The 23217-nt window shown below is 70.5% G+C and carries 23 protein-coding genes; 10 read left to right on the top strand and 13 right to left on the bottom strand.

The features are described from left to right. Positions 1-4: 4 nt before the first annotated feature. Entirely contained in the window at positions 5-211 is a 207-nt protein-coding gene (locus tag PKE85_RS04195; protein WP_271203525.1) for a hypothetical protein, read from the bottom strand. 260 nt (positions 212-471) lie between these two features. On the opposite strand from PKE85_RS04195, the gene PKE85_RS04190 reads away from it, so the two are divergent. Both PKE85_RS04190 and PKE85_RS04185 read left to right on the top strand, forming a co-directional pair. Continuing rightward, positions 472-1563, top strand: a complete 1092-nt coding sequence (locus tag PKE85_RS04190; RefSeq protein ID WP_271203524.1) for a GSCFA domain-containing protein — start codon at positions 472-474, stop codon at positions 1561-1563. Further along, positions 1560-2297, top strand: coding sequence for a hypothetical protein (locus tag PKE85_RS04185; protein WP_271203523.1), 738 nt, complete (start codon positions 1560-1562; stop codon positions 2295-2297). Before PKE85_RS04190 ends, PKE85_RS04185 begins: the two co-directional genes overlap by 4 nt. A 265-nt stretch (positions 2298-2562) precedes the next feature. Here PKE85_RS04185 and PKE85_RS04180 read toward each other — a convergent pair whose 3' ends face one another. The 5 genes from PKE85_RS04180 to PKE85_RS04160 all read right to left on the bottom strand — a co-directional run bounded on the left by PKE85_RS04180 (position 2563) and on the right by PKE85_RS04160 (position 7190). Continuing rightward, positions 2563-3270 carry a hypothetical protein gene (locus tag PKE85_RS04180; RefSeq protein ID WP_271203522.1) on the bottom strand — a complete coding sequence of 236 codons (708 nt, stop codon included), beginning with the start codon at positions 3268-3270 and terminating at the stop codon, positions 2563-2565. A gap of 44 nt (positions 3271-3314) precedes the next feature. Next, positions 3315-4160, bottom strand: coding sequence for an ABC transporter permease (locus PKE85_RS04175; RefSeq protein ID WP_271203521.1), 846 nt, complete (start codon positions 4158-4160; stop codon positions 3315-3317). Then, positions 4157-4912, bottom strand: a complete 756-nt coding sequence (locus PKE85_RS04170) for an ABC transporter ATP-binding protein (RefSeq protein WP_271203520.1) — start codon at positions 4910-4912, stop codon at positions 4157-4159. Before PKE85_RS04170 ends, PKE85_RS04175 begins: the two co-directional genes overlap by 4 nt. Further along, entirely contained in the window at positions 4909-5913 is a 1005-nt protein-coding gene (locus PKE85_RS04165; protein ID WP_271203519.1) for a YVTN family beta-propeller repeat protein, read from the bottom strand. Before PKE85_RS04165 ends, PKE85_RS04170 begins: the two co-directional genes overlap by 4 nt. Before the next feature lie 62 nt (positions 5914-5975). Next, on the bottom strand, positions 5976-7190 hold the full coding sequence (locus PKE85_RS04160; protein WP_271203518.1) for an ABC transporter substrate-binding protein: 1215 nt from the start codon (positions 7188-7190) through the stop codon (positions 5976-5978). A gap of 224 nt (positions 7191-7414) precedes the next feature. Here PKE85_RS04160 and PKE85_RS04155 point away from each other — a divergent pair, with 224 nt between their 5' ends. The 4 genes from PKE85_RS04155 to PKE85_RS04140 all read left to right on the top strand — a co-directional run bounded on the left by PKE85_RS04155 (position 7415) and on the right by PKE85_RS04140 (position 10543). Next, complete coding sequence (locus PKE85_RS04155; protein ID WP_271203517.1) at positions 7415-8500, top strand: ABC transporter substrate-binding protein; 1086 nt, start codon at positions 7415-7417, stop codon at positions 8498-8500. A 10-nt stretch (positions 8501-8510) separates the two neighbouring features. Next, on the top strand, positions 8511-9263 hold the full coding sequence (locus PKE85_RS04150; protein ID WP_271203516.1) for an ABC transporter permease: 753 nt from the start codon (positions 8511-8513) through the stop codon (positions 9261-9263). Beyond that, the gene (locus PKE85_RS04145) at positions 9260-9955 is read left to right on the top strand and encodes an ABC transporter ATP-binding protein (protein WP_271203515.1); all 696 of its coding nucleotides are present in this window, start codon (positions 9260-9262) and stop codon (positions 9953-9955) included. The genes PKE85_RS04150 and PKE85_RS04145 overlap by 4 nt, the downstream gene beginning before the upstream one ends. Before the next feature lie 198 nt (positions 9956-10153). Then, positions 10154-10543, top strand: coding sequence for a hypothetical protein (locus PKE85_RS04140; protein ID WP_271203514.1), 390 nt, complete (start codon positions 10154-10156; stop codon positions 10541-10543). Positions 10544-10588: 45 nt separating this feature from the next. Here PKE85_RS04140 and nadC read toward each other — a convergent pair whose 3' ends face one another. From nadC to nadA, 3 genes are all read right to left on the bottom strand, one after another. Beyond that, the gene (nadC, locus tag PKE85_RS04135; protein ID WP_428981312.1) at positions 10589-11449 is read right to left on the bottom strand and encodes a carboxylating nicotinate-nucleotide diphosphorylase; all 861 of its coding nucleotides are present in this window, start codon (positions 11447-11449) and stop codon (positions 10589-10591) included. Continuing rightward, positions 11446-13047 (bottom strand): L-aspartate oxidase, encoded by a 1602-nt coding sequence (locus PKE85_RS04130; protein ID WP_271203513.1) that lies wholly within the window; start codon positions 13045-13047, stop codon positions 11446-11448. Before PKE85_RS04130 ends, nadC begins: the two co-directional genes overlap by 4 nt. Positions 13048-13305: 258 nt before the next feature. Beyond that, positions 13306-14382: a quinolinate synthase NadA gene (nadA, locus tag PKE85_RS04125; RefSeq protein ID WP_271203512.1), complete on the bottom strand. Its 1077-nt coding sequence runs from the start codon at positions 14380-14382 to the stop codon at positions 13306-13308. A 338-nt stretch (positions 14383-14720) separates the two neighbouring features. Here nadA and PKE85_RS04120 point away from each other — a divergent pair, with 338 nt between their 5' ends. After that, positions 14721-15371 carry an invasion associated locus B family protein gene (locus PKE85_RS04120; RefSeq protein ID WP_271203511.1) on the top strand — a complete coding sequence of 217 codons (651 nt, stop codon included), beginning with the start codon at positions 14721-14723 and terminating at the stop codon, positions 15369-15371. 272 nt (positions 15372-15643) lie between these two features. On the opposite strand, the gene PKE85_RS04115 is transcribed toward PKE85_RS04120, so the two are convergent. After that, complete coding sequence (locus PKE85_RS04115) at positions 15644-16147, bottom strand: CinA family protein (RefSeq protein ID WP_271203510.1); 504 nt, start codon at positions 16145-16147, stop codon at positions 15644-15646. Beyond that, the gene (locus PKE85_RS04110) at positions 16144-17370 is read right to left on the bottom strand and encodes a bifunctional 2-C-methyl-D-erythritol 4-phosphate cytidylyltransferase/2-C-methyl-D-erythritol 2,4-cyclodiphosphate synthase (RefSeq protein WP_271203509.1); all 1227 of its coding nucleotides are present in this window, start codon (positions 17368-17370) and stop codon (positions 16144-16146) included. Before PKE85_RS04110 ends, PKE85_RS04115 begins: the two co-directional genes overlap by 4 nt. 159 nt (positions 17371-17529) lie before the next feature. Between PKE85_RS04110 and dusB the strand changes: the two genes are divergently transcribed. The 3 genes from dusB to ntrC are packed head-to-tail and all read left to right on the top strand — an operon-like array spanning position 17530 to position 21138. Next, the gene (gene dusB / locus PKE85_RS04105; RefSeq protein WP_271203508.1) at positions 17530-18561 is read left to right on the top strand and encodes a tRNA dihydrouridine synthase DusB; all 1032 of its coding nucleotides are present in this window, start codon (positions 17530-17532) and stop codon (positions 18559-18561) included. After that, the gene (locus PKE85_RS04100; RefSeq protein WP_271203507.1) at positions 18558-19685 is read left to right on the top strand and encodes a two-component system sensor histidine kinase NtrB; all 1128 of its coding nucleotides are present in this window, start codon (positions 18558-18560) and stop codon (positions 19683-19685) included. Before dusB ends, PKE85_RS04100 begins: the two co-directional genes overlap by 4 nt. A gap of 7 nt (positions 19686-19692) precedes the next feature. Then, positions 19693-21138: a nitrogen regulation protein NR(I) gene (ntrC, locus tag PKE85_RS04095; RefSeq protein ID WP_271203506.1), complete on the top strand. Its 1446-nt coding sequence runs from the start codon at positions 19693-19695 to the stop codon at positions 21136-21138. A gap of 76 nt (positions 21139-21214) precedes the next feature. Here the strand turns inward: ntrC and PKE85_RS04090 are convergent, their stop codons facing one another. Both PKE85_RS04090 and mazG read right to left on the bottom strand, forming a co-directional pair. Then, complete coding sequence (locus tag PKE85_RS04090) at positions 21215-22234, bottom strand: OmpA family protein (protein WP_271203505.1); 1020 nt, start codon at positions 22232-22234, stop codon at positions 21215-21217. Positions 22235-22365: 131 nt separating this feature from the next. Beyond that, the gene (mazG, locus tag PKE85_RS04085; RefSeq protein ID WP_271203504.1) at positions 22366-23205 is read right to left on the bottom strand and encodes a nucleoside triphosphate pyrophosphohydrolase; all 840 of its coding nucleotides are present in this window, start codon (positions 23203-23205) and stop codon (positions 22366-22368) included. Positions 23206-23217: the final 12 nt, after the last annotated feature.

Here is a 23217-nt window from a genome sequence, read left to right as displayed (position 1 = left end):
GTTTTCAGGACCTGGACGACAGATTGCGCCAGGCGCTGCGGGTCCATTCCGCGACCGGCGACCAGAACGCCAGGACCGCGACCCCGAAGGCCAGCAGCGTGATGGCGACGAAGGCGTTCACGATGCCGAAGTTGGGCGCGTCGCTGGCGACGAACAGGCTGGTGACGAAGCTGGCGAGCGCAAGGGAAATGCGGGCGAAGGCTTCGAGCATGGCGTAAGCTCCCATCGACCGCCGCCTTCAGGAGGACGGCTCGGGCATCATGACTCCACTTGCCGCCGCCGTCTTTGATCGAACGCATGTTTTGAGATCCGAGACGCGGCGATTGGGCCGGGCAGCCCGCCGAGGCAACCGTCCCGATTGCGGAAAGCCCGCACTTGCGGCGCCGCCTCTGAAGTGAACAATGGCGTCAGCACATCCGGCGGCCCCTGGCCGACGGCGGGACGACATCAGCACAGCGGGGAGCGCGAGCCATGAATCCCTATATCGGATTGCCGGCGGACCGATTCTGGAAGACCGGCGTCGTCACCGAAGACCCGGCTCAGATTTCGCTCTACGACAAGAAGTTCGACATCGCCGCCGAAGACGGCATCTTCACCGCCGGCTCCTGCTTCGCGCAGAACGTCACGCGCTGGCTGAAATCAAAGAAGCTGAATTTTCTCGACGGCGAGCCCGCGCCGCTGCGCATGTCGGATGATCTTGCGCTCAAGTATCAGTACGGCGTCTATTCCTGTCGCTACGGCAACATCTACACCGCCCGACAGCTCAAGCAGATCCTGCTGGAGGCGCGGGGGTCGCTCGATCTCAGCGACCGCATCGTCTGGCGGCGCAAGGACGGCAAGTATGTGGACGCGCTGCGCACGACCATCGACCCGAACGGCTTCGACACGCCGGAGGAGGTGATCGCGCACCGCAGGCAGCATCTTTCGGCGGTCGCCAAGACCCTGAAGCGCACCAAGGTGTTCGTGTTCACGCTCGGCCTGACGGAAGCCTGGCTGACCGCCGACCGCAGCGTGGTCTATCCGGTCGCGCCCGGCGTCTCCGGCGGCGACTATGATCCCGCAGCCTACGTGTTCCACAACTTCACCATGGCGGAGGTGCTGGAGGACATGCGGTTCTCCATCCGCCTGATCAAGCGGTTCGCGCCGTCCTGCAAGTTCATCCTCACCGTATCGCCGGTGGCGCTGGCCGCGACCGCCGAGCCGCGTCACGTGCTGGTGTCGACGATCTACTCGAAGTCGGTGCTGCGGGCCGTGGCCGGGCAGCTCGCCGATGAGAACCCGGACGTGGATTATTTCCCGTCCTACGAGCTCATCACCAACATCACCTCGCGCGGCATGTTCTACAACGCCGACTGCCGCACGGTGACCCAGACCGGCGTGGGCTCCGCCATGCGCATGTTCGGCGACGCGCATTTCCCGGAAGTGATGGCGGGCGCCGCGCCGGCCCCTGCGCGTCCCGCCGCGAGCGCTGCGGCGAAACTCGCCTCGGCGAAGCCACGCGACATCTGCGAGGAGGAGCTGCTCGCAGCCTTTCACCCGAAGCTGAAGGAGCTGGCGCGATGACCCTGTGCGTGCTCGGAAACTCCCATGGGGTGTGCGTGAAGCGCTACGTCTCTGGCCGCGCGCCGCATCTGGACATCGACTTCTACCTCGCGGTCGGCTCGGCGTTCGATGACGCGGGCTTCGAGTTGGAGGACGGCGTCATCTCGTCGTCCTCGCCTATGGTCCGGCAGATGTTCGCCGTGACCTCCCGCGCCAAATCGACCAAGATCCGGCTCGCGGACTACGACGGCTTCCTGTTCGTGGGCGAGCCGGCGTTCCGCATGCATCTGAACGTAAACCGCTACGGCACCGAGAAGGCGTTCGACCCTGCGGTTCAGCGGCGCATGATCGGCCACGCCCAGTACCGCGACTACGTGGTCGATATGGTGAGTCACGGCTCCGGCCCGGATCTGCTGCGCCGGGTGCTGGCCGGCAAGGCGAAGCACGCGACCGTCGCCGTCGCCATGACCCCGAACTACACGCAGTCGCAGTTCCAGGAGAAATACCCCAAGCGCCGCAACGCCTCGACCATCCACGCCATGTATGATCTGGCGGATGACGCGCTCGCCGGCCATTTCGCCTCGCTCGGCGTGACCTACCTGCCGCAGCCCCGCGAGACCATGACCGAGGAGGGCTACACTCAGGAGCGCTTCCGCCGCGACGAAACCCACGCCAACGAAGATTACGCCCGGCTGGTGCTGGAGCAGTGGCGGGGCTCGGCGGCGGCGGCGACGGCGGGAGGCGCCGCCGCCTGAAAGGATGGGCCCTTGCCGCGAGCAGCCACGGCCGGGTCCGTGGTCCGCGGCGCCGCGCAGCGTGCGTTCAAGGCTGCGCGAGGCCTGTTCGATCTTGTCCAGAAACGACGTCTGAATCCCTGACGGCCAGGCCTCCAGCTCCGGCTGCGAAGACCCCGTGTGCTTGCGCAGGCGGGCCGCCGCGTCCTCCTGGCGCGGCTGGTCGGGATCGGGCGCAGGTCCGGCGTCGGTCCTGAGGCGGGGCGTTCGGCCCGGATCGGCCCTTTCAGTCCATCAGCGCCTGAATGGCGCGGCCCCGCTCGAAGGCCAGCTGCTCCAGAATCACCGGGCTTTCGCAGACATAGGTGAGCGCCTGGGCGCGCTCGTCGTAGATGCGCGTGTCCCAGGTCAGCGTCTGCTCCTTCTGCTGCAGCTCCGGCGACATCTGGGCCGCCATGTCCTTGCCCTTGCGGTCGGACGCGAGCTGCAGGCTCTCCGTCTTGATGCGCTCCGACAGGTCGCGCTGCTTGCGGGCGTAGCGCTCGATGCCGGCGATCACCGCCGAGCGCGAAGCGTTGATCTCGGAGAACACGCCTGCGAACAGCAGCGTCAGCTTGGCGTTCTTGTCCGCGCCGGCCGCGTGCGCGAAGCGCCGCAGAACGGTCTCCGCCTCCTCCGTCTTGGTCCGGCGCGCGACGAGCGTGGGGATGGTCTCCCGCACCAGCGCGTCGTCGCGCCACGCGGTCAGCGCCGCGTCGAGCGGCGGTCCGGCCCACATCTGTCCGTAGCTGAGCTCCGCGACCCGGGGCTGCACGCAGGGCCAATCGGCATGATCCGCCTGTTTGCCCTGTCCCGGCTGGACCGCGCGGGGCGTGGGCGCGGGCAGGGGCGTCTTCGGGCCTGCGGCGGGCGCCTCCTGAGCGAAGGCGGCTGGGCCGCCAGCGGCGCCGAGGGCGAGCGCGGCGGCGAGGACGGCGGGGCGGATCAGGCGCATGGGGCAGGGTCTCCCGAAACGGAGGGGCGCGAGGCGTGCGGCCGTCATCGCGCGCCGCCCGGCCCGCCGCGGCGGGCGGTGAGGCCGGCGGACGGATCGTAGGCGATCACGGCGGCGATGAGGGAGGCGGCCGCGAAGCCGGCGACCACGGCGAGCGAGGTCCACTCCACCTGGCCGTAGAGCGCGAAGCGGATCAGCTCCACCGCGTGGGTGAAGGGATTGAAGCGGCAGATGTCGTAGAGCAGCACGCTCGACTGCTGCACCCGCCACAGCGGATAGAGCGCCGACGAGGCGAAGAACATGGGGAAGATGACGAAGTTCATCACGCTGGCGAAATTCTCGAGCTGCTTGAACAGCGACGACATGGCGAGGCCCATGGCCCCCAGCATGAGGCCGGACAGGACCAGCGCCGGCAGCACCGTGAGATAGCCCCAGCTGGAATCCGGCCGCACCTCCCAGAACCACGCCACCAGCAGGAAGGCGTAGACCTGCAGCAGCGACACCGCGACCCCCGCCAGCAGCTTGGCGACCAGCAAGTGCCAGCGCGGATAGGGGCTCACCAGCAGGATGCGCATGGCGCCCACCTCCCGGTCGTAGACCATGGACAGCGACGACTGCAGCCCGTTGAACAGCTGGATCATCGCGATCAGGCCCGGCGCGATGTAGACCTCGTAAAGCACGTAGGTCTCGTAGGGCGGGATGATCGAGACGCCGAGCGTGGCGCGGAAGCCGGCGGCGAAGATGAACAGCCACACCAGCGGCCGCACCAGCGCCGAGAGGAAGCGCCCGCGCTGGTGCACGAAGCGCAGGCCCTCGCGCCACACCACGCCCCAGAGCGAGATGGCGTAGCCGCGCAGCGTGAGCGCGCGGGGAGCGGCGGTGCGGCTCATGCGGCGTGGCCCCGACTCGCGCCCGGCTCCACCAGCGCCAGGAAAGCCGCGCCCACGTCGTCCGCGCCGCCCTGCGCTTTCAGGCCCGCCACGTCGCCGGAGAACGCGACCCGGCCCTGATGCAGCGCCACCACGCCGTCGGCGGCCTCGATCTCGTCCACCAGATGGGTGGCCCACAGCACGCCCACGCCGTCCTCGGCGATCAGGCGGCGGGTCTCCGCCAGCAGCGCGCGGCGGGAGCCGATGTCGAGGCCGACGGTGGGCTCGTCGAGCAGCAGCAGGCTCGGCCCGTGCAGCAGCGCGCGGGCGATCTCGACCCGTCGCATCTGCCCACCGGACAGCGACCGCACGCGTTCCCCCGCGCGGTCGGCGAGGCCGAACCTCTCCAGCAGCGCGCGCGCGCGCCCCCTGGCCTCGCGCCCGCCGATGCCGTGCAGCGCCGCGTGGTACTGCAGGTTCTGCATCACGGTCAGTTCGAGGTCGAGCGTGCGGGCCTGGAACACCACGCCCAGCCGGGCCAGGGCCTGGGAGGGCGTCCGGCGCACGTCGAAGCCTTCCACCCGGATCGCGCCGGAGGCGTTCTGATAGAGTCGGGTGACGAGCGAGAACAGCGTGGTCTTGCCGGCGCCGTTCTGACCGAGCAGGGCGGTGAAGGCCCCGGACGGCGCCACGAGGCTCACGTCGTCCAGCGCCTTGCGGGCGCCGAAGGCGTGGCTGACGCGCTCCACCTCGAGCGCGGGCGCGCTTGTCATGGCACGGACACCGCGCCCCAGGGCGATCGGCCGGTGGTGACGGATTTGGTCACCTTCTCCGCCGCCACGTCGATGATGGAGATGTCGTTGGAGTTGCCGTTGGTGGTGTAGAGCCGGCTCTCGTCCGGGGAGAAGGCGAGCTGCCACACCCGCTGGCCGACCAGCAGGTACTTGCGGATCGCGAAGGTCTCCGTGTCCACCACCGCGACCCGGTTGGCGGGGCCGAGCGCGACGTAAGCGGTCTTGTTGTCCCTGGTGATGCGGATGCCCACCGGCTGGATCGCCTCCGCGGTCACGCCGGGAATCTCGAAGGTCAGGCGCTTCACCACCTGATGGCTCTTGGGGTCGATCACCGACACCGTGCCGCCCACCTCCGCCGAAACCCAGACATGCTTGTTGTCGGGCCGGAACTCGGCGACGCGGGGGCGGCTGTCCACCAGCACGTTCTCGACGATCTCGTTGGTGTCGGTGCTGATGAAGTGCGCCATGTTCGTCGTTTCCGACGTGTTCACGAGGATCTTGCCGTCCGGGCTGATGCCCATGCCCTCGGGCTCCACGCCGACGGGGATCTCCGCGGTCTTCTGGCCGGTCGCGGTGTCCACGATCGTGACCATGTTGTCGTCTTCGTTGGCGATGTAGAGCGGATTGCCCGACGGGTGCAGCACGAACAGCTCCGGGTCCGGGCCGGAGGGCAGGGTGCGCACCAGCGCGTAGGTCGCGGCGTCGTAGACCTCGACACGGTTGTCGTCGCTGACGCAGACATAGATCAGCTTGCCGTCCGGCGAGGCGGTGATGCCGCGCGGACGCCGCCCGGTCTTGATGGTCTCGATCGGCTTCAGCGAGGCGCCGTCGATCACGGTCACGGTGTGGTCGCGCTCGTTGCTGACGAAGATCTTCTCCGCGCTCGCCGGGCCGGCGAAGCCTGTAAGGGCCGTAAGGCCGAGGCCGGCCGCCAGCAGCCGGGCGGGCAGCGCGCGCGGGCGGGCAGGGGGTATTCTCATCGATCTCTCCCAATGCGCGGCGGTGGCCCCGGGGCTCCGCGCGTCTGTTCTTGTGCCTGCGATCATTTCGCGAACGAGCAACGGCTTTCGGGCCTGTCGAAGCCCAGCGTGTCCAGGGGATTGGTCTGGTGCAGGAAGCCCTCCTGCGGCGAGACCGAGACCATGGCCGCCGGCTGGGCCAGCACGATCGGCTGGCGAAGCTGGTGGTCCCACGGCCGGTAGCTGAAGGACTGGCCCTTGAAGCCGGCGAGCTCGAAATCCGGTCCGAAGATGAAAGCCTGCAGAGTCTTCAGGTCGTTGGATTTCGTGCGTGCGGCGGCCTCGCCGATGGTGCGCATGGCGAGCCACATCTGGAAATCAAGCGGCCGCATGCCGCGCTTCGACTGGCGCCAGAACCGGTTCTGAAGCTGCGAGGCCCCCCAGTTCTCCAACGTCATGTGCCATGTGGTGGGGGTCAGCCCCTGGGTGCCGGCGGTGGGGCGCGGGTCCCAGGTGCGCCAGCCGATCAGGTCGCCGAACTCGCCCAGCTCGTCGGCGATGACCGCGATGTCGTAGGAGACGTTCTGGGTGAAGACCGGAATCTCGGCCTGGGCGGTGGCGCGGGCGTCCGGACCGAAGTTCCAGACCCGTTCCTCCACGATCTTGGCGCCGAACTTCCGGGCCGAACGCTTCACGTCGGCGGCGTATTTGCGGTCGTCCGCGGTGCGGCCGGTGAGCAGCAGCCAGTTGGTCCAGCGCCGCACGGCGAGATACTGCGCCAGCCCGTCGGTCAGCATGGCGCGGTTCGGCGCGGTGTGGAGGATGTTGGCGCGGCAGTCCTCCTGCCGCAGCTCGTCGTCGCGCGCGCCGGCGTTGAACAGGATCACGTCCCGCCCCTTCGCCGCGTCCGCCATCTTCAGCAGCTCGTCGGCGGGAGCCGCCACCACGATGAATTTCGCGCCGCCGTCCACCAGTCGCTGGAAGGCCGGCATGGGATCGTCGGCGTGGGGCACCAGCTCCTCCGCGATGGCGAAGGTCTGCTTCAGGAACCGCCCCGTGGTGTTGTTGTCGGCCACTCCGAGCGCGGCGCCGGCGACGCCGTCGTCCTGCGGCGGCAGGGTGGCGAGCGAATCCCACCACGGCGGCGGCGCCGGGAAGTGGCGCAGCACGCCGAAGCGGAACTCCAGCGGCGCGGGCTTTGCGGGCGCGGACGGCGCTTCAGGAGCGCCCTGCGCCGCGGCCGGCGACAGGCCTCCCAGAAGCGCGCCGACGCACAGCGCCGCCAAGGCGAGCCGCATCACGCGGGCGCCCGCAGCATGAACATGTGGGTACGCGACATCGGCTCATTCCTCCCGGCGGCGGTGGGGGCCGCGCGCCACGCTGTTCTATAGGCCAAGTCGTTTTGGCGTTGGCGGTGATTTCTTCAACGTGGTATCGCCATTCGGGAACTATTCCACCCATTCGTGGGCCGGATTGCAATATATAAGAAAATTATAAGAATATAATTCCGTCTGGACAGGATGTGACGCGCTGTCTGCGGCGGGAGCCGATCGTCGCCGACAAGGCGCAGATCGGAGAGGAGGAAGCCGCGACCATGATCCCAACGCCTGTCGCCAATGCTTGTTTCGACCGGCGTCGCCTGCTGGGTCTCGGCGCCGCGGCGACGGCCGCCGCGGTGTCCGGCGTTCGCCCGGTTTCGGCGGCGCGTCCGCTGTCGCTCGCCACGCTGAAGTTCGGCACGGTGAGCTGGCTGCTGGACACGCTTTCGGCGGAAGGCTTCGACCGGCGCGAGGGCTTCGCCATGGCCCGGACCGAACTCGCCTCCACCCAGGCCGTGACGGTGGCGTTGCAGGCGGGGCAGGCGGACCTGATCGTCAGCGACTGGGGCTGGGCCATGCGCCGGCGCAACGATGGGGAGCCGCTGCGCTTCGCGGCCTACTCCTCCGCGCTCGGCGCGCTGATGGTTCCGGCGGATTCGCCCATCGCCGCGCTGAAGGACCTGAAGGGCAGGAAAGTGGGCGTGGCCGGCGGCCCGCTGGACAAGAGCTGGCTTCTGCTGCGCGCCCGCGCCCATGACGAGGTGAAGGGCGACATCGGCGCCATGCTGGAGCCGGTGTTCGGGGCGCCGCCGCTGCTGTCCGAGCAGCTTCGGCTCGGCCGCATCGACGCCGTGCTCACTTTCTGGCCGTTCGCGGCCAGACTCGACGCCGAGGGCTTCCGCCGGCTGATCGACGTGAGCGACATCCTGCGCCAGCTCCGCATCGACCCGCCGCCGCCGCTGGTGGGCTTTGTCTGGCGCGAGACGCTGGAGAAGGAGATGGGCCCGGCGCTCGACGGCTTCTTCCGGGCGGTCGGCGCGGCGAACGCGACGCTGAAGACCTCCGACGCCGCGTGGGAGCGGCTGCGCCCGACCATGCAGGTCAAGTCCGACGCGGAGTTCCTGAAGCTGCGCGACTATTACCGCGCCGGGATCGCCGGCCCCTGGACCGGGGCTGAGCTTGCGGGCGCGAACCGGCTCTACGGCCTGCTGACCGATCTCGGCGGCGCCGATTTCGTCGGCCGCAACCCGCGTTTCGACGCCGGCCTGTTCTTCTCGCCCAAGGCGTGAGGCGGCGCGCGTGACAGGCGTTCTCGGTCGTCTCGGCTGGTCGGCGGCGTCGCTCGCCGTGCTCGCCGCCGTGTGGTGGGCGGCGGCGGCCTATGCGCAGTCGCCGCTGCTGCCGTCGCCGCCCCAGGTGCTGGACGCGCTGCGCGCCGCGGCAGCCTCGGGCGACCTGGCGCTCAATCTCGGAGCCACGCTCGCCCGCGTCGCCGTCAGCTTCGGGCTCGCCATGGTTCTGGGCTCCATGCTCGGCGTCTGGCTCGGCCTGTCGCCCACCGCCGACCGGCTGCTCGGGCCGTGGGTGACGCTGTTCCTCAACCTTCCGGCGCTGGTCATCATCATCCTCGCCTATGTGTGGTTCGGCCTGAACGAATGGGCCGCGATCGCCGCGGTGGCGGTGAACAAGGTGCCGAACGTGGCCGTGACGCTGCGCGAGGGGACCGTCGCGCTCAGCCGCGACCTGTCGGAGATGGCGGCGGTCTACCGCTTCGGACGCTGGACGACGCTGCGCCATGTGGCGCTGCCGCAGCTCGCGCCGTTCTTCGCCGCCGCCGCCCGGTCGGGCCTCGCGCTGGTCTGGAAGATCGTGCTGGTGGTGGAGCTTCTGGGACGGCCGAACGGCGTCGGCTTCGAGCTCCAGACCGCGTTCCAGCTGTTCGACGTGGCGACCATCCTCGCCTACGCGCTCGCCTTCGGCCTGATCGTGCAGGCGATCGAGATCGGCGTGGTGCAGCCGTGGGAGCGCGCGGCCAACCGGTGGCGGCGATGACCGGCGTCACGGTCCACATCCGCGCCAAGACCTTCCCGGCGCAGTCCGGCGCGCCCGAACGCGCGCTCTACCGCGACTTCCTGCTCGAGGTGGCGGATGGGTCCTTCGTGGCCGTGCTCGGGCCGTCGGGCCTCGGCAAGACCACGCTTCTGAACATGATCGCCGGGCTCGACCGGGCGTTCGAGGGCGAGATCCGCTTCACCGGCGGGGCCGAGCCCCGGATCGGCTACGCCTTCCAGAACCCGCGCCTGCTGCCGTGGCGCACCGTGCTTCAGAACGTGCTGCTGCCGCTCGACGGCTCGCCCGCCTCCGAGCGCCGGGCGCGAAGCCTGCTTGAGGAGATGGGCCTTGGCGACGCGGCCGACGTCTACCCCGAGCGCCTGTCGGTGGGCATGCAGCGCCGGGCCGCGCTCGCCCGCGCCTTCGCGCTCGAGCCGGATCTGCTGCTGATGGACGAGCCCTTTGTCTCGCTGGACGAGGCCAACGCCGAAAAACTGCGCGACCTGCTTGCCGCGCTGGTGGCGCGGCGCCCGACCACGGTGCTGTTCGTCACCCACGACAGCCGCGAGGCGCATCGGCTCGCCGACCGCGTGGTGACGCTCGCCGGCCCTCCCGTGCGGATCGCGGAGGACCGGGCCGTACGGCCGTCCTCCGGAGCAACGGCTGGGACCGAAAGCGGCCCGAGGCGATGAATCCGTGACGCCGTGAGAGGCTGTTCGGGACGCGCGGAAGCGCGCGGCCTGCGCCGCATCAGGCTCAAGACACGCTCGGACATCACGATGGAGCCGAATTTTCACACAGGCTCCGACGCGCGCGGACCTTGGCGCCGGCCACGGCGCGGGTTCAACCTTGGCGCGCAGCCGCGTAAGGGATTCGGGGGAGATCACGCCATGCGATCCGGAGCATATGTCGCCGCCATTCTGGCCCTGACGCTGGCCGGATGCGGCTCGCCGCGCATCTGGGCCAAGCCAGGCGTGGGCGTCACGCAGGTCGACGCGGACTACAAGGAGTGCGCGACCATCGCCGAAAACGGCCCGGCCACGGCGCAGGGTTACAGCGACGGGTCCGTGGCGGGCAGCGTCGGCGCCGGCGTCGGCGCGGGCATTTCGGACTCGATCGCCAAATACAAGCGGCGCGACGCATGCCTGACCGAGCGGGGCTATCGCGAAATTCCCATCACCAGCGACGAACTCGCCAAGGCCCGTTCGCTGGACGGCGAAGCCAACGCCGCCTATCGCCAGACGTTAATGGAGAAATACGGCATGGCGCCGCGTCCCTGACGCGGAGAGCGCGGGATCGGGCGGATCGCCACGGTCGCGAGGCTCTCACCCCACCGCCACGTCGAGTCCGAGGTCCAACGTCGGGGCGGAGTGGGTGATGCGGCCGACGGAGATCAGGTCGACGCCGCTCTCGGCGATCGCCTTGACCGTCTCCAGCGAGACGTTGCCGGAGGCTTCCGTCACGAGACGCCCCGCGACGCGGGCCACCGCTTCGCGCAAGACGTCCGGCCCCATGTTGTCGAGCAGCACCACGTCCGCGGCGCCGTGGGCGAGGACCTGATCGAGCTGGTCGAGCGTGTCGACCTCGATCTCGATCTTCACCAGATGGCCCGCATAGGCCTTCGCGCCGTCGAGCGCCGCCGCGATCGAGCCCGCCACGGCGATGTGGTTGTCCTTGATCAGGATGGCGTCGTCGAGGCCGAAGCGGTGGTTCGCGCCGCCGCCGCAGCGCACGGCGTATTTCTCGAACACCCGCAGGCCTGGCGTGGTCTTGCGGGTGCAGCAGATCTTCGCGCGGGTGTGGGCGATCAGGTCGGCGAAGGAAGCGGTGGCGGTGGCGACGCCGCTCAGGTGGCCGAGGAAGTTCAGCGCGGTGCGCTCGGCCGACAGCGCCGGCCGGGCCGGGCCTTCGATGCGGGCGATCACGTCGCCGGGCGCCAGCGCGTCGCCGTCTCCCTTCTCCGCCACGAAGCGGATGGCGGGAGCGAGCGCCGCGAAGGCGGCCTCGGCGAGCGGCAGCCCCGCGAGCCGGCCCGGCTGGCGGGCGGCGATCACCAGCCGGGCGCGCGCGTCGGCCGGGATGGTGGCGGCGGTGGTGACGTCTCCCGCGCGGCCAAGGTCTTCGGCGAGCGCGGCTTCCACCGCGCGGCGCACGGCGATGGGATCGAGCTGGCCCAGAGCGGTCACGACGCGCGCTCCAGCGGCGCGTGGAGGTGGGCCAGCGCGTCGTCCAGCGTCAGCATGGAGCGATGGGCGAGCGCGGGATCGGCGTCGGGCCTGTCGGCGCGGAAGTGGCCGCCGCGGCTTTCCTTCCGGCGCTCGGCCGCCACCGCGATCAGCAGGGCGGAGGTCGCCATGTTGAGCGTGTCCCGGTCGCGGGCCGCGCGGCGGATGCGGTCCAGCCCCGCGATGGCGAGACTGAGGCCGGCGGCCTCGCGCACCACGCCCACATGGTCGGCCATCAGCCGGCGGATCTCCGCCGCCGCGGCGCCGTCCGCCGGCGTGGAGGCGGGGAGGCCGGGCAGGGCGGCCCGAAGGTTGGCGGGCGCGGCCGGGAACAGGCCGAGGATGTCCTCGGCGATGCGGGCGCCGAACACCACCGCCTCCAGCAGGGAGTTCGAGGCCAGCCGGTTCGCGCCATGGGCGCCGGTGGAGGCGGTCTCGCCGCAGACCCACAGCCCGTCCAGCGAGGAGCGGCCGCTGGCGTCGGTCAGCACGCCGCCCATGTGGTAATGCGCCGCCGGCGCCACCGGGATCGGCTGCCGGACGGGATCGACGCCGGCCTCCATGCAGGCGGCGTAGACGGTGGGGAAGCGGGTGGGGAAACGCTCGCCCACCTTGTCCCGCGCGTCGAGGAAGGCGCCGCCGTCGCGGGCCGCCTCGAACACGGCGCGGGCCACGATGTCGCGCGGGGCGAGGTCGAGGTCGGGATGGACGCCCGCCATGATGCGGCGGCCGCTCGCGTCCACCAGCACGGCGCCCTCGCCGCGCAGCGCCTCCGTTGCGAGCGGGGCCGGGTCGCGGCCGACCGCGATCGCGGTGGGGTGAAACTGCACGAATTCCAGGTCGGCCAGCGTCGCCCCCGCCCGCGCCGCCATGGCGAGGCCGGCGCCGCGCGCCTCCTGCGGGTTGGTGGTGACGGCGTAGAGGTGGCCCACGCCGCCGGTGGCGAGCACCACCGCCCGGCCGATGACGCGCACCGGTCTCGCCGCGCCCTTCGGGCGGGCGATGACGCCGACGACGAAGCGGCCTTCGGTGACAAGGTCCTCCGCCGTCAGGCCTTCGAGCACCCGGATCGAGGGGGTGCGGCGCACGGCCTGGATCAGCGCGCCCATCACCGCGCGGCCGGCGAGATCGCCGTTCACGCGCACGATGCGCCGCTCGGAGTGGGCGGCCTCGCGGGAGAGCTGAAGCCGGCCCTCCAGATCGCGGTCGAACGGCGCGCCGTAGGCCAGCAGATCGGCGACGCGGTCAGCGGCCTCCGCCGTCATCATGCGCGCCACGTTCTCGTCCACGATGCCGGCGCCGGCTGCGATGGTGTCCAGCGCATGGGCCTCGGCGCTGTCGCCGAGCCCCACCGCCGCCGCGATGCCGCCCTGCGCCCAGGCGGACGAGGCGCCGTCGCCGAGCGGCGTGGGCGAGAGGATGGTGACCGGCCGCGGGCTGAGCTTCAGGGCGCAGAACAGCCCGGCGAGCCCGCCGCCGACGATGACGATGTCGTCAACGCCGGCCCAGGACAGAGGCGCGAGGGCGTCGGGATCGATCGGATCAGGGCTGTCGTTCATGGCGTCGTTTCCGGCAGATGGCGCGGGGGGCGGAGTGCGCCTCGCGCTGGTTCCGGCCTCGAGCCGGGATCAGCGCGCGTGGAGCCCGAGAGGAACGTCCAGTCTTCGTCATGCCCGAGCCTGCCTCGGGCATCCACGACCTGAACCTGCGCAGGCGTTCGGACGCGGAACGTCGTGGATACCCGGCTTCGCCGGGCATGACGGGCTTACACGGACAGCGGTTTCCACTCGTTCAAGCGGGCGGTTGGCCCGGGGCCGTCAGATCTTCAGGTTCACCATGCGCTCCACGCTCATGCGGGCGCGCTCGGCGATCACGGGATCGACCACGATCTCCTCGCGCATATGGACGAGGCTTTCGAGGATCTTCGGGAGGGTGATGCGTTTCATGTGCGGGCACAGGTTGCACGGCTTCACGAACTCGGTGTTCGGGGCCGAGGTCATGATGTTGTCCGCCATGGAGCATTCGGTGATCAGCACCACCTTCTTCGGCGACCTGAACTTCACGTAGTCCGCGAGCTTGGCGGTGGAGCCGGTGAAGTCCGCCTCCGCGATCACCTCCGGCGGGCATTCCGGATGCGCCAGAATGGTGACGTCCGGGTCCGCCTCGCGATAGGCGCGCAGCTCCTCCGCGGTGAAGCGCTCATGCACCTCGCAGGCGCCGTTCCAGGTGATGATCTTCACTTTGGTCTGGGTCGCGATCCAGGCGGCGAGATACTGGTCCGGCAGCACCATCACCTCGGGGACGCCGAGCGACTCCACCACCGCCACCGCGTTGCCGGAGGTGAGGCAGATGTCGGCCTCGGCCTTCACCTCGGCCGTGGTGTTCACATAGACCGCGACCGGCACGCCCGGATGACGGCGGCGCAGCTCGCGCACGTCCGCGGCGGTGATCGAGGTCGCGAGCGAGCAGCCGGCGCGGGCGTCCGGGATCAGCACGGTCTTGTCCGGATTCAGGATCTTGGAGGTCTCGGCCATGAAGTGCACGCCGCCCTGGATGATGACCTCGGCGTCGGTCTTGGTGGCCTCGCGGGCGAGCTGGAAGCTGTCGCCCACCACGTCGGCCACGCAGTTGTAGATCTCCGGCGTCTGGTAGTTGTGCGCCAGGATGACCGCGTTGCGAACCTTCTTGAGCTCGTTGATGGCCTTCACGTAAGGCGCGAAGAACGGCCACTCCACCGGGGGGATGACGGTCTTGACCCGGTCGTAGAGGTGCGCGGTCGCGGCCTCGACCTCGGGCGTCCATTCCAGCGACGGCATGGCCACGGGAGCGAAGCGGCGCGGGCCGGGGGCGGCCGTGCGCAGGGCGGGGGCTTTCAGGGCGGCGAGCGGGGACATGGCGTCCTCCCAGGATCAAACCGTTCCGATATGCTCATTTCGAGCATAAGTATGATAAGGTGTGGGACCCCAAAATAAAAGACCCGCCGGACATGAAATCGTCACGGGAACGGGCCGGCGGGCCGGATATTTCGCGCACTTCAGAAAAACTGGAGGAAGGAACGAAACTCCTTCAGTGAAAATGAAATCCAATGTCTAACATATTGGAATGATTGTAATTCGTTTCGGGCCGCTTTCGCCGGTTTCAGCTTGATCGGCGGCGCGGGGCGTGGTGTTGGAGGGCGGACCGCGCGCCGCGCCGGCCGCGCAATGATCCGCCGACCTTGAAGAGTTCCGCCATGCCGTTCCGTCGCGCCGTCGTCGCCGCGCTGCTCGCCGCCGCCCTTCCGTCGCTGGCTCTCGCCCAGCAGCAGCCGACCGCGGACCAGATGAAGGCCGCCACCGACCGGTTGCGTCAGCAGGGGCAGACGCCCGCGGCCGCCCCTGCGCCGGCGGGCGAGGCCAAGGCCCAGGCCCCGCAACAGCCGGCCGAGACGCTGCCGAACGGCGCCGCCGCCATCAACGAGACCTTCGGAGACTGGACCGTGGACTGCCGGGTGACGGAGGGCCGCAAGAGCTGCCTGCTGTCCCAGGCCCAGGGCGACCGCCAGACCGGCCGGCGGGTCTACGCCATCGAGCTGCGGGCGCCCAAGGACGGCAAGGTGGACGGCGCGGTGCTGATGCCCTTCGGGCTGAAGCTCGATTCCGGCGCGGTGCTGACCCTGGACGACAAGGATTTCGGCTCCGGGCTCCGCTTCTCCACCTGCGTGCCCGCCGGCTGCCTGCTGCCGGTCTCGCTGCCGGCGAGCGCCGTCACGGCGCTCAAGGGCGGCAAGCAGCTCACGGTCGGCTCGCTCAACCTCGGCGACGGCCAGCTGGTGAGCTTCAACGTGTCGCTCGAGGGCTTCAGCGCGGCGCTGGACCGGCTGACGGCGCTCGCCGGAAACTGATTGCGAGCGCACCGTCGTCATGCCCGAGCCGGTCTCGCGGCTGTCCGGCTTGGTCTGCTGTCAGTCGCGCGGTCTTTTCAGCGCCCGTCGCTCCCCTCACCCGGATGACTGGGTCGTCCGACCTCTCCCCGCTGGGGAGATGTCGGCGCGAAGCGCCGGGTGAGGGGGAAAACAGCGTCAGGATCAAGCTGCGGAACCGGACGCCCGTGAGCCTGTCTCGGGCGTGACGGCGCAGGCCAAGCGGCCCGCAACCGTTCAAACGCGGCCGCTGCTCAAACGAAAGCGGTCGCTCCGGCCGCCTCCCGCAGCAGGTCGAGCGCCTCCAGCGTCGCGCGGCGACGCACCTCGGCGCGGCCGAGATCGCCGAAGCGGCGCTCCCGGTGCAGCGTTGCGCGGCCGGCGCGCGCGGCGGCGAAATGCACCAGTCCGACAGGCTTTTGGTCCGAACCGCCGCCGGGACCTGCGACGCCGGTGATCGCCACCGACAGGCCGGCGCCGGCCCGGGCGAGGGCGCCTTCCGCCATGGCGCGGGCCGTCGGCTCGCTCACCGCGCCATAGGCTTCGAGCGTCGCCTCGGGCACGCCGAGCAAGGCGACCTTGGCGGCGTTGGAATAGGTGACGAAGCCCCGGTCCACCACGTCGGACGCGCCGGGAACTTCGGTCAGCGCCGCCGCCGCCAGCCCGCCGGTGCAGGATTCGGCGGTGACGATCGTCAGCCCCGCGGCGCGGGCGAGGCGCAGAACCTCTTCGGCGAGGGCGTAGGCGTCGGCGCTCATGCGAGGTCCTCCGTCAGCGGCAAGCGGATGGTGGCGGAGGCCATGGCGGCGAGGCCCTCGCGGCGGCCGGCGAAGCCGAGCTTTTCGGTGGTGGTAGCCTTCACGCCGACCCGGCTCAGGGCCACGCCGCAGATCTCGGCGATCCGCGCCCGCATGGCCTCCCGATGCGGCCCCACCTTGGGCGCCTCGCCGATCACCGTCACGTCGAGATGGGCGATCACGCCGCCCCGCGCCCGCACTCGCGCCACCGCGTCCGCCATGAACTTAGCGGAATCCGCGCCCTTCCACGTCGGGTCGGAGGGGGGGAAATGGGCGCCGATGTCACCGTCGCCGAGGGCGCCCAGCACCGCGTCGGTCAGGGCGTGCAGCACCACATCCGCGTCGGAATGGCCGCTCAGCCCGAAGTCGTGCGGGACCGCGACGCCGCCCAGGATCACATGGTCGCCGGGGCCGAAGGCGTGAACGTCGAAGCCCGTGCCCATGCGCACGTCGCCCAGCGTCAGCAGGGTCTCCACGGCCTCGCGACGGGCGAAGACCTCGAACTGTTCGGGCGTCGTCAGCTTCACGTTTTCGGTCTCCCCTTCGAACACGACGACCCGGTGGCCGGCCCAAGCGTAGAGGGCCCCGTCGTCGGTGAAGTCCGCGCGCCCGGCGCCTTCGGCCTGCGCGTGGGCCGCGCGCAACAGGGCGTAATCGAACGCCTGCGGGGTCTGCAGCGCACGGCAGCGCTCCCTGTCCAGCGTCGCCCCGCGCCCGCCGCCCCGGTCCACCTCACAGATGGTGTCCACCACCGCCACGCCCGGAACCGCGCCGCCATTGGCGAAGGCCGATGCGATGGCCCGATCCACCAGCGCGGCCGACGCGAAGGGGCGGGCGGCGTCGTGCACCAGCACGATGTCGATCTCGCGCTCGGCCAGCGCTTCGAGTCCGGCCCGCACCGACGCCTGACGGCTGTCGCCGCCGATCGCAGGCGCGAGCAGCGTTTCGGAGGCTGCGAACGGGGCCGCGGCGGCGTCGTACAGAGCGCGATGGTCGGCGCCGATCACGGTCGCCACCAACGACACCGCGGGATGGTTCAGGAACAGATCGAGCGAGGCCGAAAGGATCGGGCGCCCGTCCAGCAGACGGTACTGCTTGGGCAGTCCTTCGCCGGCTCGCGAGCCTGAGCCGGCGGCGCAGATCAGCGCCGCCACGCGAGGGCCGTCATGCTGTGAAACACCCATACGTCACACCCGTTTCGTCGGCGGCGGCGACGGCCGTCCGCACGGGTTCTAGCGAAGCGGGCCCCGTCTGTCCCGGCTCCCGCACGCCGCCCATGTTTTGCGCGTTGTGTCGGCGCGGAAACTGTCTAATATGTGGGCAAATGGCGTTCAGGCTAATTTATGAGCACTCCTAAGTCGTCCAAACCGTTGTCCCCGTTCGCGATTGGAGACGTCGCCGTCGCGAATCCGGTTCTGCTCGCGCCCATGTCCGGCGTGACCGACGTGGTGTTTCGTCGAATCGCGGCGCGGCTCGGCGCGGGCCTCGTGGTGTCCGAGATGGTGGCCTCGCGTGAGCTCGCCACCGCCGACGACGAGGCGCGGCTCAGGGCGGAGGGCTCGGGCCTCGACCTGCATGTGGTGCAGCTCGCGGGGCGCGATCCGGCCTGGATGGCGGAGGCGGCGAAGGTCGCGGTCGGGGCGGGGGCCGCGGTCGTCGACATCAACATGGGCTGCCCGGCCAAGAAGGTGGTCGGCGGCCATGGCGGCTCGGCGCTGCTGAAGGATCTCGACCTCGCGGTGCGGCTGATCGCGGCCACCGTCGCGGCGGTCGAGGCTCCGGTCACGGTGAAGATGCGGCTCGGCTGGGACGCGGCCTCCATCGTGGCGCCGGAGCTTGCGGCGCGGGCGGAAGGCGAGGGCGCGCGCATGGTCACGGTGCATGGCCGCACCCGCGCCCAGCTTTACGACGGCCGCGCCGACTGGTCCGCGATCCGGGCGGTGAAACAGCGCGTGACGATTCCCGTGGTCGCGAACGGCGACCTGACCCGCGCCGACGACGCCGAGGACATGCTGGACGCTTCCGGCGCCGACGCGGTGATGATCGGCCGCGGCGCGCAGGGGCGCGCCTGGTTTCCGGGCGAGGTGGCGGCCCGGCTCGCCGACGGGGAACGCCGCGCTCCGCCCTCGCTCGATGCGCAAAAGGCCCTCGCGGCCGAACATTACGAAGGATTGCTCACGCTGTATGGCCATGAGACCGGCGTCCGGCACGCCCGCAAGCATCTCGGCTGGTATCTGGACGCGGCGGCCGAAACGGTCGGGGCCCCTGCGCCGCAGGAGGCGAAGGCGGCCGTTCTGACCGCGCCGGACGCGACCCGCGCCCGCGCGGCGCTGGACCGGGCCTATGACGAGCTGGCCTGGAGGGCGGCGGCGTGAGCGCCGGCGTCTCCCGCAAGCGTCGCGCCGGGGCGGGGGCCCCGGAGGCGGTGCTGAACGCGCTGCCGCACCCGGTGATCTGCCTCGACGGCGACGATGTGATCGTGGACGTGAACGTGTCCGCGGAAGCCTTTTTCGAGATCAGCGCCAACGTGCTGTGCGGCCGGCCGATCAAGGAGTTCATTCCCTTCGGCTCGCCGCTTCTGGCGCTGATCGACCAGGCGCGGGAGCGGGGCGCCCCGGTGAACGAGTATCGGGTCGATCTCGGCACGCCGCGCAACGGCGGCGACCGCATCGTCGACATCCATGTGGCGCCGCTGCACGAGAAGCCGGACGTGCTGGCGATCGTGCTGCAGGAGCGCACCATCGCCGACAAGATGGACCGCCAGCTCACCCATCGCGGCGCGGCGCGTTCGGTCACCGCGCTCGCCGCCATGCTCGCGCATGAGATCAAGAACCCGCTGTCCGGCATCCGCGGCGCGGCCCAGCTTCTGGAGCAGTCGGCGAGCGACGACGACCGGGCGCTCACCCGCCTGATCTGCGACGAGGCCGACCGCATCGTGAAGCTGGTCGACCGCATGGAGGTGTTCTCCGACGAGCGGCCGATCGAGCGCGAGGCGGTCAACATCCATGCGGTGCTGGAGCATGTGAAGCGCATCGCCCAGTCCGGCTTCGCCCGCGGCCTGAAGATCGTGGAGGACTACGACCCCTCGCTGCCGCCGGTGCTCGCCAACCGGGACCAGCTGATCCAGGTGTTCCTCAATCTGGTGAAGAACGCGGCGGAGTCCATCGGCGACGCGCCGGACGGCGAGATCCACCTCTCCACAGCGTTCCGGCCGGGCGTGCGGCTCAGCGTGCCGGGCGCCTCCGCCAAGGTCAGCCTGCCGCTGCAGTTCACGGTGCGCGACAACGGCCCCGGCGTGCCGGACGATCTGCTGCCGCACCTGTTCGATCCCTTCGTCACCACCAAGCCCACCGGCTCCGGCCTCGGGCTCGCGCTGGTGGCGAAGATCGTGGGCGCCCATGGCGGGATCATCGAATGCGAGTCCCAGCCGCGGCGCACCTCGTTCCGCGTGCTGATGCCCATGTACACCGGCGGCGAGAGCCGCCGCGCAAGGAGCTGAGACCCCCATGCCGCAGGGCAGCATCCTCGTCGCCGACGACGACGCCGCGATCCGGACGGTTCTGAGCCAGGCGCTCAGCCGCGCCGGCTACGACGTTCGCTCCACCGGCAACGCCGCCACGCTCTGGCGCTGGGTCAGCCAGGGCGACGGCGATCTCGTGATCACCGACGTGGTGATGCCGGACGAGAACGCCTTCGACATGCTGCCGCGCATCAAGAAGGCGCGGCCCGAGCTGCCGGTGGTGGTGATGAGCGCCCAGAACACCTTCATGACCGCGATCCGCGCGTCGGAGAAGGGCGCCTACGAGTACCTGCCGAAGCCGTTTGACCTGAAGGAGGTCATCAGCATCGTCGGCCGGGCGCTGACCGAGCCCAAGGGGCGGGGAGGGCCGCGGCGCGGCGAGGACCCCGAGACGGACGAGATTCCCCTCGTCGGCCGTTCCGCCGCCATGCAGGACATCTACCGGGTGCTGGCGCGCCTGATGCAGACCGACCTCACCGTCATGATCTCGGGCGAGAGCGGCACCGGCAAGGAGCTGGTGGCCCGCGCGCTGCACGACTACGGCAAGCGCCGCTCCGGGCCGTTCGTGGCCATCAACATGGCCGCGATTCCGCGCGACCTGATCGAGGCGGAGCTGTTCGGCCATGAGAAGGGCGCCTTCACCGGCGCCCAGGCCCGCTCCTCCGGCCGGTTCGAGCAGGCGGAGGGCGGCACTCTGTTCCTGGACGAGATCGGCGACATGCCGATGGAGGCCCAGACCCGGCTGCTGCGCGTGCTGCAGCAGGGCGAATACACCACTGTTGGCGGCCGCACCGCCATCAAGACCGACGTGCGCATCGTCGCCGCCACCAACAAGGACCTCCGCCTGCTGATCCAGCAGGGACTGTTCCGCGAGGACCTGTTCTTCCGCCTCAACGTGGTGCCGATCCGCCTGCCTCCGCTGCGCGAACGCTCCGAGGACGTGCCGGACCTGACGCGCCACTTCTTCACCCTCGCCGCCCGTGAGGGCCTGCCGCCGAAGCAGATCGACAACGCGGCGCTGGACCGGCTGAAGCGCTACCGCTGGCCCGGCAACATCCGCGAGCTGGAGAACCTGATCCGCCGCCTCGCGGCGCTCTACCCGCAGGAGATGATCACCGCCTCGATCATCGACAGCGAACTCGCCCAGCCCCCGGCCAACAGCATGGGGGATGAGGCCATCGGCGCCGAGACCCTAACGGGCTCGGTGGAGCGGCACCTGACGGCCTATTTCTCGGAGTTCGGCGAGAACCTGCCGCCGCCCGGCCTCTACCACCGGGTGCTGCGGGAGGTGGAGTATCCGCTGATCTCGGCGGCGCTCGCGGCCACCCGCGGCAACCAGATCAAGGCGGCGGAGCTGCTCGGCGTGAACCGCAACACCCTGCGCAAGAAGATCCGCGACCTCGACGTGCAGGTGCTGCGCCTGACGCGGTGAGGGGCTGGCGTCAAAGGCTCCAGCCCCTGGCCGGGACGAGGGAAGGCGCGTTCCCGCCGGCGTCGTCCTGCGACGGCTACTCCGCCGCCTTCACCAGCTCGACCCGGCGGTTCTTCGCCCGGCCGGCGTCGGTGTCGTTGGTGGCCACGGGCGACGCCATGCCGACGCCGAAGGACTTCAGGCGGGCAGGGGCGACCCCGTAGCGCTTCACCAGCGTCGCCACCACCGAGGCGGCGCGGCGCTTCGACAGATCCACGTTGTAGTCGAACGCGCCGTCGGCGTCGGTGTGGCCCGCGACCACCACCTTCAGCGCCGGGTTCGCCGTCAGCAGCTTGCCGATCTCGTCCATGGTCGGTTTCGCGTCCGAGCGCAGCGTCGCCTTGTCGAAGTCGAACAGCACGCCGTAGAGCGCCACCCGGCCGTCCGCCTCGATCGCCTGCTGCATGGCGGAGGCGTCGACGAACACGATCTTCTCCGCCTCCATCGGCCGGGTCTCCACCACGTCGACCAGCGTTTCGGGCGTGTCGCCGAACTGGCCCACATAGACGCCGGCGTAGACGTCGCCCTCGGGCCGCCGCAGCACGGCGGAAGCGTAGAGCACGTCGGGGACGCCCGAACGGATGTCGCCGCGCCCCATGGGGCTCTCGTCGTTGAGCGCGAAATAGAGCTCGCCGCCGTTGAGGTCGGAGCATTCGGCCGCCCGGCACTGGAACAGGATCTCGAAGCCCTTGGCCTTGAGCCCATCCTGAAGGTTGCGGGCGACCTCCAGCGCCGAGCGCCCCTTGGGGCCTGAGTATTTCAGCCGGAACGCCTTGCCCGCGACCTTGATCGCGTTGGCGTCGCTCAGCCGCCGTCCCCCCGCCGCCCGGATGTCCGCGCCCGTGATGCGCTTGGTCAGCAGCCGCTGCTCCTCGTAGTCCTTCGCCTTGTAGAGCTGGAGCGTCGCGCCGTCGTAGCGGCCGACCAGCGGATGGTCCTTGCCGCCCGCCACATCCTTGGCGGCCGCCGGCGCGCCCGCCGCCACGGCGAAGCCGAGCAGGCCGCCCGCCAGCAGCGATCGGCGCGACCTGCGCGGCGGAATGGTCTTCAACGTCATGGCTGCGGCCCCCCTTAAGCCCTGAAGGGCGGGAGTTTAAGCCGCGGCGGGGCCGGCGGCACCGCTGGAGAGCGCCCGCGATGGGCGTGAATAAGTCTTAGAGGTCGACGTCTCGACGGCCGGGCGCGGGCTCACTCCGCAGCCTTGCGCTCCTGCGCCTTGGCGGCGTTCCAGAGCGCGTCCATCTCGGCGAGGTCGCTGTCGGCGGGCGTGCGGCCCTGCCGGCCAAGCGCCGCCTCGATGGCGCGGAAGCGGCGCTCGAACTTGGCGTTGGAGCGCCGGGCGGCCGCCTCCGGATCGACGCCCGCGTGCCGCGCCAGATTGGCGACGGCGCAGAGCAGATCGCCGATCTCGTCCTCGATGGCGTCGCGGTCGCCGCTGTCGACCGCCTCGGCGACCTCGTCGATCTCCTCGCGCACTTTGCCCACCACCAGCGCAACGTCGTCCCAGTCGAAACCCACCGTCGCCGCCTTCTCCTGCAGCTTCATCGCGCGGGTGAGGGCGGGCAGGGCGGGGGGAACGCCATCCAGCAGACTGACCGCGGCGGCCTCCCCGCCCCGGCGGGCGGCGCGCTCCGCCTTCTCCCCGGCCTTGATCGCCCCCCAGGCGGCCTTGATGGCCTCGGGCGTGCGATCCTGCGCCTCGCCGAACACATGCGGATGCCGGCGGATCAGCTTGGCGGTGATGGCCTCCACCACGTCGCCGAAGGCGAAGGCGCCCTCCTCCTCCGCCATGCGGGCGTGGAACGCCACCTGCAGCAGCAGGTCGCCCAGCTCGTCCTTCAGGTCCTCCAGATCGCCGCGCTGGATCGCGTCCGCCACCTCATAAGCCTCCTCGATGGTGTAGGGCGCGATGGTGGCGAAGCTCTGCTCCAGGTCCCAGGCGCAGCCGGAGCCCGGCGTGCGCAGCGCGGACATGATCTCGATCAGCCGGGCGATGTCGCGGGCGGGCGTGACGCGGGCAGGGGGCATGGGCGCGGTCTC

This window comes from Methylopila jiangsuensis (genome assembly GCF_027922305.1).
Taxonomy (GTDB): Bacteria; Pseudomonadota; Alphaproteobacteria; order Rhizobiales; family Methylopilaceae; genus Methylopila; species Methylopila jiangsuensis.
The sequence above is the reverse complement of the archived record's forward strand: the minus strand, read 5'-3'. Positions and strand labels throughout refer to the sequence as shown.

Excerpts from the sequence above, each read along its gene's own strand:
- PKE85_RS04195 (WP_271203525.1), bottom strand. The coding sequence starts at position 211 with ATGCTCGAAGCCTTCGCCCGCATTTCCCTTGCGCTCGCCAGCTTCGTC.
- PKE85_RS04190 (WP_271203524.1), top strand. The coding sequence starts at position 472 with ATGAATCCCTATATCGGATTGCCGGCGGACCGATTCTGGAAGACCGGC.
- PKE85_RS04185 (WP_271203523.1), top strand. The coding sequence starts at position 1,560 with ATGACCCTGTGCGTGCTCGGAAACTCCCATGGGGTGTGCGTGAAGCGC.
- PKE85_RS04180 (WP_271203522.1), bottom strand. The coding sequence starts at position 3,270 with ATGCGCCTGATCCGCCCCGCCGTCCTCGCCGCCGCGCTCGCCCTCGGC.
- PKE85_RS04175 (WP_271203521.1), bottom strand. The coding sequence starts at position 4,160 with ATGAGCCGCACCGCCGCTCCCCGCGCGCTCACGCTGCGCGGCTACGCC.
- PKE85_RS04170 (WP_271203520.1), bottom strand. The coding sequence starts at position 4,912 with ATGACAAGCGCGCCCGCGCTCGAGGTGGAGCGCGTCAGCCACGCCTTC.
- PKE85_RS04165 (WP_271203519.1), bottom strand. The coding sequence starts at position 5,913 with ATGAGAATACCCCCTGCCCGCCCGCGCGCGCTGCCCGCCCGGCTGCTG.
- PKE85_RS04160 (WP_271203518.1), bottom strand. The coding sequence starts at position 7,190 with ATGCGGCTCGCCTTGGCGGCGCTGTGCGTCGGCGCGCTTCTGGGAGGC.
- PKE85_RS04145 (WP_271203515.1), top strand. The coding sequence starts at position 9,260 with ATGACCGGCGTCACGGTCCACATCCGCGCCAAGACCTTCCCGGCGCAG.
- PKE85_RS04140 (WP_271203514.1), top strand. The coding sequence starts at position 10,154 with ATGCGATCCGGAGCATATGTCGCCGCCATTCTGGCCCTGACGCTGGCC.
- PKE85_RS04130 (WP_271203513.1), bottom strand. The coding sequence starts at position 13,047 with ATGAACGACAGCCCTGATCCGATCGATCCCGACGCCCTCGCGCCTCTG.
- nadA (WP_271203512.1), bottom strand. The coding sequence starts at position 14,382 with ATGTCCCCGCTCGCCGCCCTGAAAGCCCCCGCCCTGCGCACGGCCGCC.
- PKE85_RS04120 (WP_271203511.1), top strand. The coding sequence starts at position 14,721 with ATGCCGTTCCGTCGCGCCGTCGTCGCCGCGCTGCTCGCCGCCGCCCTT.
- PKE85_RS04115 (WP_271203510.1), bottom strand. The coding sequence starts at position 16,147 with ATGAGCGCCGACGCCTACGCCCTCGCCGAAGAGGTTCTGCGCCTCGCC.
- PKE85_RS04110 (WP_271203509.1), bottom strand. The coding sequence starts at position 17,370 with ATGGGTGTTTCACAGCATGACGGCCCTCGCGTGGCGGCGCTGATCTGC.
- dusB (WP_271203508.1), top strand. The coding sequence starts at position 17,530 with ATGAGCACTCCTAAGTCGTCCAAACCGTTGTCCCCGTTCGCGATTGGA.
- ntrC (WP_271203506.1), top strand. The coding sequence starts at position 19,693 with ATGCCGCAGGGCAGCATCCTCGTCGCCGACGACGACGCCGCGATCCGG.
- PKE85_RS04090 (WP_271203505.1), bottom strand. The coding sequence starts at position 22,234 with ATGACGTTGAAGACCATTCCGCCGCGCAGGTCGCGCCGATCGCTGCTG.
- mazG (WP_271203504.1), bottom strand. The coding sequence starts at position 23,205 with ATGCCCCCTGCCCGCGTCACGCCCGCCCGCGACATCGCCCGGCTGATC.